Consider the following 12,964-nt stretch of genomic DNA (forward strand, 5'->3'; position numbering starts at 1 on the left):
CGCGCCGGCGGTTTGTCGCTCCGAGCCGTTCCCGTCGGCCGACCGGTCAGCGGTCGACCTCGCCCATGATCGTGTCCAGGCTCCCGAGGGTCGCGATCAGGTCGGGGACGTGTTCGCCCTCGGCCATCTCGGGCAGCGCCTGGAGGTTCGAGAACGACGGCCCGCGGATCTTGAACCGTGCCGGCTCGTCCGTCCCGTCGGCCCGGACGTAGATGCCGAGTTCGCCCTTCGCGGCCTCGACGGCGGTGTAGACCTCGGTGTCGTCGTCGGGTTTGATCGTTCTGGGGACGTTCGCCTGCACCGTTCGGTCGTCCTCGGGCCAGCCCTCCAGCAGGTCGATGCACTGCTCGATGATCCGCGCGGACTCCTCCATCTCCCGAAGCCGAACCTGCAGTCGGGCGAAGTTGTCGCCGGCGTCCTCGGTGACGACGCTCCAGTCGAGTTCGTCGTAGTAGCCGTACGGGTCGTCGCGGCGGAGGTCGTAGTCGACCCCGGAGCCCCGGAGGACCGGACCGGTACAGCCGTAGCTCTTGGCGACTTCCGGCGGGAGGACACCCGTGTCGACGGTCCGAAGCTGGATGATCTCGTTGCCCGTAAGCAGGTCGTGAAACTCCGCAAGTCGGCGGGGCAACTCGTCGAGGAAGTCGCGGGTCTTCTCGAAGAACTCCCCGCGGGGCTCGGGCAGGTCCCACGCGACGCCGCCGAGGCGGAAGTAGTTGAACATGAGCCGCTGGCCCGTCAGGTCCTCTAAGATGTTCTGGACCGTCTCGCGCTCGGTGATGGCGTACATGAACGTCGCGGTGAAGTCGCCGGCGACGTCGAGCGCGTACGCCCCCACCGCGAGCAGGTGCGAGAGGATCCGCGACAGCTCGGCGCTCATCGTCCGGACGACCTGCGCGTACTCCGGCACCTCGATGTCCGCGAGCGTTTCGGCGACCCGGGCGTAGGCCCACTCGTTGAGCAGGCCGCCGCCGCCCCAGTCCCAGCGGTCGGGATAGGGCATGATCTGGTGGCGGTAGGTGCCGTTTTGACACATCTGCTCCTCGCAACGGTGGATGTAGCCGATGTCGGGCTCCACGTCGACCACCTGCTCGCCGTCCAGCGTTGCCTCCAGGTGCATCACCCCGTGGGTCGCGGGGTGGTGGGGTCCGATGTTGAGCATCATCGTGTCCGTGTCGTCCTCGCCCCGGCGGTCCCCCTGCAGCGGGTTCGCGTTCTCGTCGAACCTGACGATCTGGGGACGGGTCCGGTCGTAGTCGCGCGACAGGGGATGTCCCTGCCAGGTCTCGGGGAGGAGGATGCGGCGGAGGTCGGGGTGGTCGTCGTACTCGATGCCGACCAGGTCGTACGCCTCGCGCTCGTGCCAGTCGGCCGTCCGGAACACCGGCTCGGCCGACTCGATTCGGGGGACCTCCGTGTCCGCGGGGACGACGACGCTGACCTCCCGGGTCGGGTCGTCGTACGTCTTCAGGTGGTAGATCGACTCGTAGCGGTCCTCGTACTCCTGGGCGGTGACACACGACAGGTGGTCGTACCCCGCCGCGGCCTTCAGCGTCGAGAGTACGTCCCGGACCGCGTCCGGCCGGATCACGTAGCCGGGCGCGTTCAGGTGCTCCTCGCGACCGATCACGTGATCGCCCAGCAGCTCGGCGAGCTCGTCGGGAGCCGTGGTCGCGTCGTCGCCGTCGAGTCGGTCCGCGGGCGTCTGTGTGCTCATGGATGGGGAGTGCCCGACGGCGCCGCGGGGGAACGGCTGCGGACCGTCGGTTGTGGGCGGGGATCGATCTCCCGGACTGCTGGTCGTTTTCCCGCACATCTGGGGCCATTTATCAAGCCGGCGTGAGAACCGTCCGGGCGTGAAGACGCTCGCCCTCCGGCTCGACCCCGACGAGGCGTCGACGCACCCGATGCACGCGTTCGTCGCCGAGCGTCCGGAGTTCGGTCCGACGCGACTGCTCCAATGGAACCCGCGGATCGGCGAGACGAACGTCCTGCTGTTCCACGTCGACGGCCCGCCCGAGCCGTTCCTCCCCGCGCTGGAGGGCGTCGACACCGCTGAGGTCGTCGAGCCCTCGGCCGAGTCGGCCGTCGACGGGTTCTACCTGTACGTCCGCGAGCGCCTCACCGACCGCGACCGCGGACTCGTCGAGGCGTTCGCCGACGAGAACGTCGTGGTCGTCCCCCCGGTCGTGTACGCGACCGACGGCTCGATGCGGTTCTCGGTCGTCGGGACCGGCGACGCGCTCGGACGGGCGATCGACAGAACGCCCGACGGCGTGGACGTGTCGGTCCGTCGAGTCCGGAGCGGCGCCGGCGCCGCCGTCGATCCGAGCGCGGGACTCACCGACCGCCAGCGGGAGGTCGTCGCCGCCGCCGTCGACGTCGGCTACTACGAGGAGCCCCGGGACGCGACGCTCGCGGACGTGGCCGAGCGTCTCGGGTGTGCCCCGAGCACGGCCGCGGAGCACGTCCGGCGCGCCGAGGCGACGCTCGTCCGGAGCGCGGTCGGAACCGAGGACCCCTGAGACGTGCCGTCCGGAGAGCGGCGGGTCCCGCCCGCTACAGCCGGAACACGTACTCCACGGCGCCGTCGGCGTCGTGGATTCGGAGGGCGGAACCGTCGTCGGCGACTTCCACCGCGTCGACGCCGTCGCGGGCGAACTCGTGGCGGGGCATCGACCCCGAGACGGTGCCCTCCCGGGTCACGACGAACCGCGCGGTCCCGTCGTCGACGGCGATCTCGTCGGCGCTGTCGGTCGCCGTCGCCTCGAGGTCGCGCACGCGCTCGCGGAGCGCGTCCCACTCCCCGATCGGGAACCGATCGAACGCGACCTCGTCGTCGGCGTCCGACGGCCGACCCTGCGCGCTTTGCGTCTCGGACTCGTGGCGTCCGTTCCGGTCGCTCACGCCGGACGGATCGGGCCCGCGGACACGAAAGCTCGGCGGCCGCATGTCGGCGTCGGGGGACCGTCCATCGACGCCCGACGGTCGCCCGTCCGGAGTCGACGGCGACCCGTCGAGGCTCGACGGTTGTCCGGCGGCAGGGCGCTTATACAGTCACGGGAGGTACGTCCGTGTATGACCGGACTCGCGCTCGATTCCACCCAACTCGACCGCTACTCGCGGCACATCATCCTCGACGAGGTCGGTCCCGCGGGCCAGCAGGCGTTGCTGGAGGGCTCGGCGCTCGTCGTCGGCGCCGGCGGGCTCGGCTCACCGGTCGTCCAGTACCTCGCGGCCGCCGGGGTCGGGCGGCTCGGCATCGTCGACGACGACGAAGTGGAGCGGTCGAACCTCCAGCGGCAGATCGTCCACGCGGACGCCGACGTGGGCAGGCCGAAGGCCGAGTCGGCCGCCGAGTACGTCCGCCGGCTCAACCCCGACGTGGACGTGGAGCCCCGCGAGACGCGCCTCGACGCCGGCAACGCCGAGGACCTGATCGGCGACTACGACGTCGTCGTCGACGCCTCCGACAACTTCGGCACGCGCTATCTGGTCAACGACGTGGCGCGGCTGACCGACACGTCGGTCGCCCACGGCTCCATCTACAAGTTCGAGGGGCAGGCGACCACGCTGGTGCCCGAGGGGCCCTGCTACCGCTGTCTGTTCCCCGAGGCGCCCGAGCCGGGCGAGATCCCCGACTGCGCGACGACGGGCGTGCTCGGCGTGCTTCCCGGCACCGTCGGCTGCATCCAGGCGACGGAGGCCGTGAAGCTCCTGCTGGAGGCGGGCGAGGTGCTGGAGGGGCGGCTCCTGTTTTACGACGCGATGGACATGACCTTCGAGACGGTGCCGTACCGCCCGAACCCCGACTGCCCGGTGTGTGGCGACGACGCCATCGACTCCATCGAGGGGATCGACTACGAGCACGGCTGCAGCGTCACGGCCGACTGACCGGCGGCCCGCGCCGGTCGCGGCGGGTCGGTCCGTTTTTGCTCCCCGGTGTCGACGCGGGAGGTATGCATCAGTTCGCCGGAGTCGACCGGGGGCCGAGGAGATGAGCGTCGCCGACCTGCTCAACGGGATGCCGTTCGCCGACCACATGGGTATCGACGTCGTCGAGGCCGCCGACGGCCGCGCCGTCGTCGAGCTCCCGATGCACGAGGACCTCTCGTCGGTGCCGGGGCGGAAGATCGCCCACGGCGGCGTCACCTACGCGCTGGCGGACACGGCCGCGGGGGCGGCGGTCATCTCGCTGCACCACAAGCCGACGCCGACCGTCGACATGCGGATGGACTACCTCGCGCCGGCGACGACCGACCTGCGCGCGGAGGCGACCGTCGTCCGCGACGGCGGCAGCGTCGCCACCGCGGAGGTGCGGATCGAGGACGTGAACGGCACGCACGTCGCCGACGCGCGCGGGACGTTCAAGACCGGAGGCGGCGGCGACGGCGGCGCGTGGGGCGTCACGCCGGGCGACGACTCGCTCGACGGGTAGCGCGTCGGGAGATCGCCGGCGACGCCGCCCGGTCGCGAGCGAGGACGCGCGGCCGTCCCCGCGGGCCCCGGTCGGGGGAGTGTGTGGGTTCTTCCCGAAAGATAACGCTTTTCGGCGGCCCCTCGGAAGTCCGAGGTATGTCCGACGAACTCAAGCGGGGACTGGAGGGCGTCCTCGTCGCCGAGTCCGACCTCAGCTTCATCGACGGTGACGAGGGCAAACTCGTCTACCGCGGGTACGCCATCGAGGACCTCGCCGAGCACGCCTCCTACGAGGAGACGCTGTATCTCCTGTGGAACGGTGAACTCCCGACGGAGTCGGAGCTGTCCGCGTTCGAGGAGGCCATGAGCGCCGAGCGCGACCTCGACGACGACACGCTTGAGACGGTCACGCGCCTCGCGGAGGCCGACGAGGAGCCGATGGCGGCGATGCGCACCGCCGCCTCGTCGCTGTCGGCCGCGGACCCCGACACCGACGCCGACCCGACCGACCCCGAGGCGAACGTCCGCAAGGCGCGCCGGATCACGGCGAAGCTGCCGACGGCGCTGGCGGCGTTCGCCCGTGTCCGCGACGGCGAGGAGCCCGTGGACCCGCGCGAGGACCTGGACCACGCCGAGAACTTCCTGTACATGCTCAACGGCGAGGTGCCCGACGAGGTCACCGCGGACGTGTTCGACCAGGCGCTCGTGCTCCACGCCGACCACGGGCTCAACGCCTCCACGTTCTCGGCGACGGTCACCGCCTCGACGCTCGCGGACATGCACTCGGCGGTCACCTCCGCCGTCGGCACGCTCTCGGGGAGCCTCCACGGCGGCGCCAACGCCAACGTGATGCGGATGCTCCAGGAGATCGACGAGGCCGACCAGGAGCCCGTCGAGTGGGTGACGCAGGCGCTCGAGGAGGGTCGCCGCGTCGCCGGCTTCGGGCACCGCGTGTACAACGTGAAGGACCCGCGCGCGAAGATCCTCGGCGACCGCTCGGAGGCGCTGGGCGAGGCCGCCGGCGACATGAAGTGGTACGAGATGAGCGTCGCCATCGAGGAGTACATGGCCGAGGAGAAGGGCCTCGCGCCCAACGTCGACTTCTACTCGGCGACGACGTACTACCAGATGGGCATCCCGATCGACATCTACACGCCCATCTTCGCGGTCTCGCGCGTCGGCGGCTGGGCCGCCCACGTGATGGAGCAGTACGAGGACAATCGGCTGATCCGGCCGCGCGCCCGGTACGTCGGCGAGACGGACGCCGAGTGGGTGCCGATCGAGGACCGGTAGGCGCCGACGATACCCCACGACCGATCGATTTTTCGCTGCAATTCCGACCGAGACGCGTGATCGCACGCCTCCGGGAAACGGTTATCTCCTCAGCGGGAGTATCATGTGTATGGACCTGAAGATCAGAACCCCCCGAAGCGACGACTACAGCGAGTACGCCGAGAAGGTCCGAAGCGGGGCCCGGAGCCGAGCCGGCGAGCGCGGCCAGCTCGTCCGCCACGAGGTCGGCGAGCGCATGTTCGACCTCATGACCGAGTACTTCCCCGAGGAGTACCGCGAGCGTCGCCGCGAGGAGCTGATCCGCACCTTCGGCGCCGGCATCGCCGTCGGCTTCCTCGGCCGCGAACTCGTCCGGTACGCGCGCCGCTAAGTCGACGACTCACACCGCTCCCGGGGACACCGGCCCCCGCCCGTTCCGACCGCGGACGGACCGTCTTTTCGGACACGCAGTTCCCGAGCGACGCGGCCGTCACGCGCCGTCAGCGTCCTCCACGCCGTCCACGTCGTCGGCGTCGGCGCTCCCGCGTTCGGCCATCATCTCCGCCGCCCGCGACGCCCACCCGGTGTAGCGGAAGCCCCAGAGGACGACGGCGGCCATGCAGACATACTGGAGGCCGACCGCGAGGTACGCGCCACGGGCGCCGAAGCCGAGCACCTCGCCGACGAGATACGTCGTGCCCAGCAGGAAGCCGAAGGTGCCGACGAGCCGTCCCACGAGGGGAACGCGCGTCTCGCTGGCGCCCTGCAGCGCCCCCGAGAGCACGGTGAAGGCGACGAGGAACGCGGCGGTGGCGCCGTACACCCGCGCGAACGCGACCGCGTGCGGGACCGTCCCGGCGTCGTCGGTGAACACCGAGACGAACGCGGGCGCGAGCGCGACCAGGAGGAGGCCGATGACGCCGACGGTCGCGAGCCCCAGTCCGGTCACGGCGTAGCCGTTGTATCGGGCGCCCGCCGCGTCGCCGTCGCCGAGCGACTGCCCGACGACGACGCTGGCGGCGACGTTGTAGCCGCGCGAGAGCGGGCCGGTCACCTGCTGGTACATCCGGCGGCCGATCTGGAAGCCCGCGTTGACCTCCGTGCCGAACCCGAGCAGCAGGGCGTTGAACGGGAACTCGGCGATCGTCGCGGAGAAGCCCTCCAGCACCCGCGGCGCCGAGACGCGAACGAGCTGTTTGGCGATGACCCCGTCGCGCGGGCGCACGAGGCTCGCGTCCGCCCACGAGGTCGCCATCGCCGCCAACAGGAGCGCGGCGGTGAGCACGTTCGCGCCGGCCGTGGCGACCCCGACGCCGACGATGTCGAGCCGGGGCGCCCCCAGCAGGCCGAGCCCGAGGACGAACGATCCCGTGATGTTGAGCGCGTTCGCGAGAACGTTCACGTACATCGGCGTGCGCGTGTCGCCGGTGCCCTGCAGCGAGCGCGCCCCTATCAGCGCGACGTGGCGCGCGGGCGCGGTGGCGAACACGATGGCGAGGTACGTCCCCCCGAGCGCGGCGGTGTTCGCGTCGGCGCCCAGCAGCGCGATGATCGGCTCGCCGAACAACAGGCCGATGAACACGAAGGGAACACCCGCGAGCAGGCCCATCAGGACGGCCTGTGTCACGGCCTCGTCGCGGTTGGCGTCGGCGGCGGCGCCGGTGTCCTGGCTGGAGAGGGCGATCGCGCCGCCGCCGAGGCCGAGCCCGATGCGCAGCGGGAACCGGGCGTACAGGTCGGCGAGGCCGATGGCGACGACCGCCGCCGGCGAGAACTGCGCGGTGACGATGATGTCGGTCGTCCGCATCGCCGTGCGGAACGTCTGCTCGGCCATGACGGGCCACGCGAGCGCGAGCACGCGGCGCCAGACGCCGAGCAGACGCTCGCGGTTCATATCGGGCCCTCGAACGGCCGCGGTTTGGCGGTTCCGGAAGCGGCACGGCCGGACGCGCTCGCCCCAACAGCCAAGCCCGCGGGCGGGCTGTGGCCTCCATGGACGTGTTCGTGTACGGAACGTTGACCGAGCCCGACCGGGTGCGCGAGGTGCTCGACTCGTTCGCGTTCGTCGGCGCCGCGAGACTGGAGGGCCTGCGTGTCGTCGAGGGCCGATACCCGACGCTCGCGCCGCCCGTCGAGGACGGGGACGCCGGGGACGGGACCGACGACGGTATCGACGGCATCGGCGTCGACGCCGCGGTCGGCGGCCGACTCCTCCGGACCGACGGGATCGAGGCGCTCGACGCCTACGAGCGGGTCGACGACGGCCTGTACGTCCGGGTGTCCGTTCCGCTGGTCGGTCCCGACGGCGAGCGCCGGGGCGAGGCCGCGGTGTACGTCGGCGACCCCGAGCGGCTCGACGCGCCGGCGTCCTGGCCGGGCTCGGGACCCTTCGAGGCGCGGGTGGCGCGGACGGTCCGCGAACGCGGCGTCACGGTTCGAGTTCAGCCGCAAGGTTGAAGCGCGCGACGGTGGGCGGACAAGCGTCTGACGCCGGCGAGAGGAGGCCGCTGTCCCACGATTTCACTTTCACTCCGCGTGACTTACTTTTATATACTCGGGGTGCCTGTCTGCTGTTGCACGTCGCACGCGTGCATTCCCCCTCTTTCCCCACTTTTCGTCCGCGAGCCGTCGGCTCGCACGCACGCCGATCTGATCGGTCGGTCGTGTTCCGGGCGCCGCCGCCGATCGGTCGACTGCGGCGATCACAACCGATACACCGGCGACCGGCGAAGCCGGGGTATGCTCAGCTACGAGGACGTGCTCGCCGCCCGCGAGCACGTCGACCAGGTCGCCGTACGGACGCCGCTGAACCGCTCGTTCAGCTTCTCGGAGCTGACCGGGGCGGACGTTCGCCTGAAACTGGAGAACACCCAGCGCACCGGCGCGTTCAAGATCCGCGGCGCGATGAACCGCATCGCCGCGCTCACCGAGGAGGAGCGCGAGCGGGGCGTCGTCACCGCGAGCGCCGGCAACCACGCCCAGGGGGTCGCGCTCGCGGCGACGCGGGCGGGCGTCGACTCCACCATCGTGATGCCGAAGTACGCCCCGGTCTCGAAGGTCGAGGCGACCAAACGCTACGGCGGCGACGTCGTCCTCCACGGCATCGACTACGACGAGGCGCAGGCGCACGCCCACGAGATCGAGCGCGAGGAGGACAAGGTGTACCTCCACGCCTTCGAGGACGAGCTGGTGATGGCCGGCCAAGGGACGATCGGCTTAGAGATCGCCGAGCAGTGCCCCGAGGTCGACACGGTGGTCGTCCCCATCGGCGGGGGCGGGCTGATCGCCGGCGTCGCGACGGCGCTGAAGGGCGCGCTCGACGACGTGCGCGTCGTCGGCGTCCAGGCCGCCGGCGCCGACTCGGCGGCGCGGTCGGTGCGCGAGGGCGAGCGGGTCGAACTGGAGGGCGTCGACACCGTCGCCGACGGGATCGCGGTGCGGGAGGTGGGCGAGCACACGTTCCCGTACATCCGCGAGCGCGTCGACGAGGTCGTCACCGTCGACGACGAGGAGATCGCCGAGGCGCTCACGCTCCTGCTGGAACGCTCGAAGACGGTCGTCGAGGGCGCGGGCGCGGTGGCGCTGGCGGCGGTGCTGGAGGAGAAGTTCGAGTACGAGGAGGGGGAGACGATCGTCCCGGCGCTGTGCGGCGGGAACATCGACATGAACACGCTGATCACGGTGATCCTCCGCGGGCTCGTGCGGATGGGTCGCTACCTGAAGATCTCCCTGGAGCTGAAGGACCGCCCCGGGGAGCTGGAGCGCGTCGCGAGCATCATCGCCCGCGAGGACGCGAACGTCTACGCGCTGAGCCACGACCGCACCTCCCGCGACATCGCCGTCGACGCCGCGGACTTAGAGATCGAGTTGGAGACCCACGGCCACGATCACGCCGCCGAGGTCGTCGCCGCGCTGGAGGAGGCGGGCTACGAGGTCGAGGTCGAAACCTGAGGCGACACCGTCGCCGCGGCGAGGGGCGTGGGCCCCCACCGCGTCGACCGACTCCCCCGCGATTTATGCGCCGGCCGGTCGGACCCCCGGATATGAAGGAAATCGTCTCCACCGACGAGGCGCCGGCGGCGGTCGGCGCGTACAGCCAGGCGACGACGAACGGCGACCTCCTGTTCACGGCGGGGCAGATCCCCCTCACGCCCGACGGCGAGTTGCAGGAGGACGCCCCGATCGCCGAGCAGACCGAGCTCGCGCTCGACAACCTCCTCGCGATCGTCGAGGAGGCGGGGGGCGACGCCTCGGACGTGTTGAAGACGACGGTGTTCCTCGCGGACATCGACGACTTCGAGGAGATGAACGAGACGTACGCCACCTACTTCGAGTCGGAGCCGCCGGCGCGCTCGGCGGTGCAGGCGGGCGCGCTCCCGAAGGGCGTCGGCGTCGAGATCGAGGCGGTCGTCGACGTGTCGTAGGCGGTGTCCCGCGAGAAGTCGGCGCTGCTGTGGGGCGCCATCGGCCTGTTGGTCGTGCTCGTCGGCGGGCAGGCGCTGGTGCTGGTCGGCCCGGGACTGCCGTTCGGGTTCGCCGCGCTGTTCGCGCTCGCGGCGGTCGTGGGCGCGGTCGTCGCCGCGGCGTCGTACGGTCTGGAGCATCGACTGACGCGGAAGGGACAGGCTTAAAACTCGCAGCGGGGTAGGATCAGTGCGAGCCAGGATGGCCGAGTGGTAAGGCGCACGCCTGGAAAGCGTGTTCCCCTATGGGATCCAGGGTTCAAATCCCTGTCCTGGCGTCGTTTTTCGCGCGAGCAACACACGCGAGCACCGCGTAGCGTGTGCGAGCGACACAGCGAGCGCGAACGACCTGTACGACAGGGATTTGAACACGGAAGTCGCAGCGCCGAGCGCGACCGAACGGAGTGAGGTCGACGCGAGGCGACCGTCTTCAGGAGTTCAAATCCCTGTCCTGGCGTACTTCTCGGGTCGACAACGCGAACGAGCGTAGCGAGTGAGCCGTCGACCCGTGTGTGCCCTTCCGACGGGGATTTGAAGTAGACGAGTCGCAGCCTGCGCAGCGAGCAACGCGAGCGAGCAGGACCGTCTCGGCGTGGTTCAAATCCCTGTCCTGGCGTCTTCTGACGGAGCCACACGGCGAGCGGAGCGAGCCGTGGCTCCGTGAAACCCGCGTGCAGGGATTTGAGCAGGGAGTGAAGCGAGCGAAGCGAGCGGAACGACCGCGTTCAAATCCCTGTCCTGGCTCTTTAGACTTGGTAACCCGCCACGAGATGGTCCGGTACCGCTGTTGGTACTGACACCGTAGTGAAGACCGCGAAAGCCCCCGGTTCGCTCGTGGCCTGCGTCTCGCTGCGCTCCTCGGCCTTCGGCCTGCGGTGCTTGCGTCGCCTCGGCTCACGAGCGAACCGGCCCCTTTCAGTCCCGCCCGCCGCGACCGCACCGCAGCCACGACCTCCCCAGCCGATTCGGTCGTCGCGCTCGCTTCGCACCCGCTCCTCCCTCATCCCTCGCGCGCTCCCGGCGGGCACACAGGCCCGCCGGCACGCGACATCCGTAGAATGTCGGCCTCAGTCGTCCGCGGACGGCGTCGGCGGCTCCTCCGACAGCGACTCGGCGTACCCCTCCAGCATGTTCTCCACGTACTTCGCGACCACGTCCACCTCGACGTGCACCGGGTCGCCGACCGCCTTCTCCGAGAGCGTCGTCAGCTCGTACGTGGTCGGGATGATCGCCACGTCGAACTCGTCGCCGCGCTTCTCGGCGACCGTGAGCGAGATGCCGTCGAGCGCCACCGACCCCTTGTCGACGATGTAGCGGCCGAACCCCTCCGGGATCGAGAACGTGAAGCGCCAGTCCTCGCCGACGCGCTCGATGCCGGTGATCTCGGCGGTCGTGTCGACGTGGCCCTGCACGACGTGGCCGTCGAAGCGGCCGTCGGCCGCGAGCGCGCGCTCGACGTTGACCGCGTCGCCCTCGCGCAGGTCGTCGAGGTACGTCTTCGCGACCGTCTCGGCCGCGAGGAACACGGAGAACCACGAGCGGTCGCCGGCGTCGCCGTCCCCGGTCCCCGCGGCGTCGACCGCGCCGAACTCCTCGACGGTGAGACAGACGCCGCTGACGGCGATCGACTGGCCGTGGTGGAGGTCGTCGAGCCCCTCGGCGGCGACGCGCAGGCGGAGCCCGTCGGGCGTCTCCTCGCGCCCGACGACCTCGCCGGCGGTCTCCACGATTCCGGTGAACATACCAGATCCGAGTGTCCCGCAAACGGAAAGCGTTCCGATAGCGTGACGCGAGGAGTTAAGTCGGCCCCCGACCCGTCGGCCGGTATGGACGCGATCGCGCGGCTTCGGTCGAGCTTCGTGGCGGGGCTGTTCGTCGTGCTCCCGTTGGCGGTGACGCTGTTCCTGCTCGATCTGGCGGTCGACCGGCTCTCGGGGACGCTGGCGCCGACCGTCCGCGGGACGGGGCTGGCGGCGCTGGTCGGCAACGAGGCGGTGGCGACGGCGCTCGCGGTCGTGCTCATCGCGCTCGGGATCACCGTCGTCGGGTTCGTCGCCTCCCACGAGGCGGGCCGGCGGCTGTTCGGAGGCTTCGAGCGCGGCGTCCGGCTCCTCCCGGTCGTCCGGGCGGTGTACTTCGGCGTCCGACAGGTGAGCGAGTCGCTGGCGTCGCCGGGCGACGGCTTCGACCGCGTCGTCGTCGCGGAATTCCCCCGCGACGGCACGTGGTCGATCGGCTTCGTCACGAACCCCGCCCCCCGCAGCGTTCGCCGGACGGCCGGCGAGGAGCTGATGACCGTCTTCTTCCCGCACAGCCCGAACCCCACCGCCGGAAAGCTGGCGATGATGCACCCGGACGACTACGCGGAGATCGATATGAGCGTCGCCCGCGGCCTCCGGCTGCTCGTCACGACGGGGTTATCGGTCGAGGACCCCGAGCGGCTCCCCGCGGCGGTCGCCTCGGACGCCGGCGAGTGACTCCTCGCGATCTATCCCGACTGGAGCGCGGGCGACAGGGTTTCAACGTCCGCCGGTCTACCGGCGAGCGTGGCGCTCGGCATCCTCGAACAGGTCGGACTCGCGGCGACGCTGATCTTCGCGCTCCCGGTCGCAGTCTACGGCGTTCAGACGATCCTCGACGGGGGCACGCTGTTCGGCGCGGTGACCGTTCTGATCGCGGTCCTGATGGTCGTGTTGCCCCGCCGGCTCACGAGCCCCGACGACGTGCCGGCGAAGGCGGCGGAGACGGCCGTCGACGCCGTGGTCGACACGCCCGAGGGGTCCGACGGCGACGGCGACCGGTAGCCTGCC

The 12,964-nt window shown here is 70.8% G+C and carries 15 protein-coding genes and 1 tRNA gene; 12 read left to right on the forward strand and 4 right to left on the reverse strand.

The genetic code is table 11. The features are described from left to right. Positions 1-46 precede the first annotated feature (46 nt). Complete coding sequence (locus K6T36_RS11960; protein WP_222921484.1) at positions 47-1,717, reverse strand: NADH-quinone oxidoreductase subunit D; 1,671 nt, start codon at positions 1,715-1,717, stop codon at positions 47-49. Positions 1,718-1,856: 139 nt separating this feature from the next. Between K6T36_RS11960 and K6T36_RS11965 the strand changes: the two genes are divergently transcribed. Then, the gene (locus K6T36_RS11965; protein WP_222921485.1) at positions 1,857-2,525 is read left to right on the forward strand and encodes a helix-turn-helix domain-containing protein; all 669 of its coding nucleotides are present in this window, start codon (positions 1,857-1,859) and stop codon (positions 2,523-2,525) included. Between the two features lie 34 nt (positions 2,526-2,559). Here the strand turns inward: K6T36_RS11965 and K6T36_RS11970 are convergent, their stop codons facing one another. Further along, positions 2,560-2,907, reverse strand: coding sequence for a hypothetical protein (locus tag K6T36_RS11970; protein WP_222921486.1), 348 nt, complete (start codon positions 2,905-2,907; stop codon positions 2,560-2,562). Between the two features lie 171 nt (positions 2,908-3,078). Here K6T36_RS11970 and ubaA point away from each other — a divergent pair, with 171 nt between their 5' ends. From ubaA to K6T36_RS11990, 4 genes are all read left to right on the forward strand, one after another. Beyond that, positions 3,079-3,894: an SAMP-activating enzyme E1 gene (gene ubaA, locus K6T36_RS11975; RefSeq protein WP_222921487.1), complete on the forward strand. Its 816-nt coding sequence runs from the start codon at positions 3,079-3,081 to the stop codon at positions 3,892-3,894. Positions 3,895-3,997: 103 nt separating this feature from the next. Then, positions 3,998-4,438, forward strand: coding sequence for a PaaI family thioesterase (locus K6T36_RS11980; RefSeq protein ID WP_222921488.1), 441 nt, complete (start codon positions 3,998-4,000; stop codon positions 4,436-4,438). A gap of 137 nt (positions 4,439-4,575) precedes the next feature. Continuing rightward, positions 4,576-5,712 carry a citrate synthase gene (gene citZ, locus K6T36_RS11985; RefSeq protein ID WP_222921489.1) on the forward strand — a complete coding sequence of 379 codons (1,137 nt, stop codon included), beginning with the start codon at positions 4,576-4,578 and terminating at the stop codon, positions 5,710-5,712. A 109-nt stretch (positions 5,713-5,821) separates the two neighbouring features. Next, positions 5,822-6,082, forward strand: coding sequence for a hypothetical protein (locus K6T36_RS11990; RefSeq protein WP_222606789.1), 261 nt, complete (start codon positions 5,822-5,824; stop codon positions 6,080-6,082). A 99-nt stretch (positions 6,083-6,181) separates the two neighbouring features. On the opposite strand, the gene K6T36_RS11995 is transcribed toward K6T36_RS11990, so the two are convergent. After that, positions 6,182-7,585, reverse strand: coding sequence for an MATE family efflux transporter (locus K6T36_RS11995; protein WP_222921490.1), 1,404 nt, complete (start codon positions 7,583-7,585; stop codon positions 6,182-6,184). 98 nt (positions 7,586-7,683) lie between these two features. Between K6T36_RS11995 and K6T36_RS12000 the strand changes: the two genes are divergently transcribed. The 5 genes from K6T36_RS12000 (at position 7,684) to K6T36_RS12020 (ending at position 10,432) form a co-directional block, all read left to right on the forward strand. After that, on the forward strand, positions 7,684-8,148 hold the full coding sequence (locus K6T36_RS12000; RefSeq protein WP_222921491.1) for a gamma-glutamylcyclotransferase family protein: 465 nt from the start codon (positions 7,684-7,686) through the stop codon (positions 8,146-8,148). Between the two features lie 282 nt (positions 8,149-8,430). Further along, a complete protein-coding gene (ilvA, locus tag K6T36_RS12005; RefSeq protein ID WP_222921492.1) occupies positions 8,431-9,642 on the forward strand; it encodes a threonine ammonia-lyase in 1,212 nt (403 codons plus the stop codon). Positions 9,643-9,734: 92 nt separating this feature from the next. Further along, positions 9,735-10,115 carry a Rid family detoxifying hydrolase gene (locus tag K6T36_RS12010; protein WP_222921493.1) on the forward strand — a complete coding sequence of 127 codons (381 nt, stop codon included), beginning with the start codon at positions 9,735-9,737 and terminating at the stop codon, positions 10,113-10,115. Positions 10,116-10,118: 3 nt separating this feature from the next. Then, positions 10,119-10,322: a DUF7981 family protein gene (locus tag K6T36_RS12015; RefSeq protein ID WP_222606795.1), complete on the forward strand. Its 204-nt coding sequence runs from the start codon at positions 10,119-10,121 to the stop codon at positions 10,320-10,322. 28 nt (positions 10,323-10,350) lie between these two features. Continuing rightward, positions 10,351-10,432 (forward strand) — tRNA-Ser (locus tag K6T36_RS12020). 789 nt (positions 10,433-11,221) lie between these two features. On the opposite strand, the gene K6T36_RS12025 is transcribed toward K6T36_RS12020, so the two are convergent. After that, positions 11,222-11,896 carry a riboflavin synthase gene (locus tag K6T36_RS12025; protein ID WP_222921494.1) on the reverse strand — a complete coding sequence of 225 codons (675 nt, stop codon included), beginning with the start codon at positions 11,894-11,896 and terminating at the stop codon, positions 11,222-11,224. An 84-nt stretch (positions 11,897-11,980) separates the two neighbouring features. On the opposite strand from K6T36_RS12025, the gene K6T36_RS12030 reads away from it, so the two are divergent. Next, entirely contained in the window at positions 11,981-12,631 is a 651-nt protein-coding gene (locus tag K6T36_RS12030) for a DUF502 domain-containing protein (RefSeq protein WP_222921495.1), read from the forward strand. A 69-nt stretch (positions 12,632-12,700) separates the two neighbouring features. Continuing rightward, positions 12,701-12,958, forward strand: coding sequence for a DUF7533 family protein (locus tag K6T36_RS12035; RefSeq protein ID WP_222921496.1), 258 nt, complete (start codon positions 12,701-12,703; stop codon positions 12,956-12,958). Positions 12,959-12,964 lie beyond the last annotated feature (6 nt).

The sequence above is a fragment of the Halobaculum roseum genome (assembly GCF_019880245.1).
Classification (GTDB): domain Archaea; phylum Halobacteriota; class Halobacteria; order Halobacteriales; family Haloferacaceae; genus Halobaculum; species Halobaculum roseum.

Coding starts and splice junctions, on each gene's coding strand:
- K6T36_RS12010 (WP_222921493.1), top strand. CDS start 9,735: ATGAAGGAAATCGTCTCCACCGACGAGGCGCCGGCGGCGGTCGGCGCG.
- K6T36_RS12000 (WP_222921491.1), top strand. CDS start 7,684: ATGGACGTGTTCGTGTACGGAACGTTGACCGAGCCCGACCGGGTGCGC.
- ilvA (WP_222921492.1), top strand. CDS start 8,431: ATGCTCAGCTACGAGGACGTGCTCGCCGCCCGCGAGCACGTCGACCAG.
- citZ (WP_222921489.1), top strand. CDS start 4,576: ATGTCCGACGAACTCAAGCGGGGACTGGAGGGCGTCCTCGTCGCCGAG.
- K6T36_RS11990 (WP_222606789.1), top strand. CDS start 5,822: ATGGACCTGAAGATCAGAACCCCCCGAAGCGACGACTACAGCGAGTAC.
- ubaA (WP_222921487.1), top strand. CDS start 3,079: ATGACCGGACTCGCGCTCGATTCCACCCAACTCGACCGCTACTCGCGG.
- K6T36_RS11995 (WP_222921490.1), bottom strand. CDS start 7,585: ATGAACCGCGAGCGTCTGCTCGGCGTCTGGCGCCGCGTGCTCGCGCTC.
- K6T36_RS11960 (WP_222921484.1), bottom strand. CDS start 1,717: ATGAGCACACAGACGCCCGCGGACCGACTCGACGGCGACGACGCGACC.
- K6T36_RS12025 (WP_222921494.1), bottom strand. CDS start 11,896: ATGTTCACCGGAATCGTGGAGACCGCCGGCGAGGTCGTCGGGCGCGAG.
- K6T36_RS12030 (WP_222921495.1), top strand. CDS start 11,981: ATGGACGCGATCGCGCGGCTTCGGTCGAGCTTCGTGGCGGGGCTGTTC.
- K6T36_RS11980 (WP_222921488.1), top strand. CDS start 3,998: ATGAGCGTCGCCGACCTGCTCAACGGGATGCCGTTCGCCGACCACATG.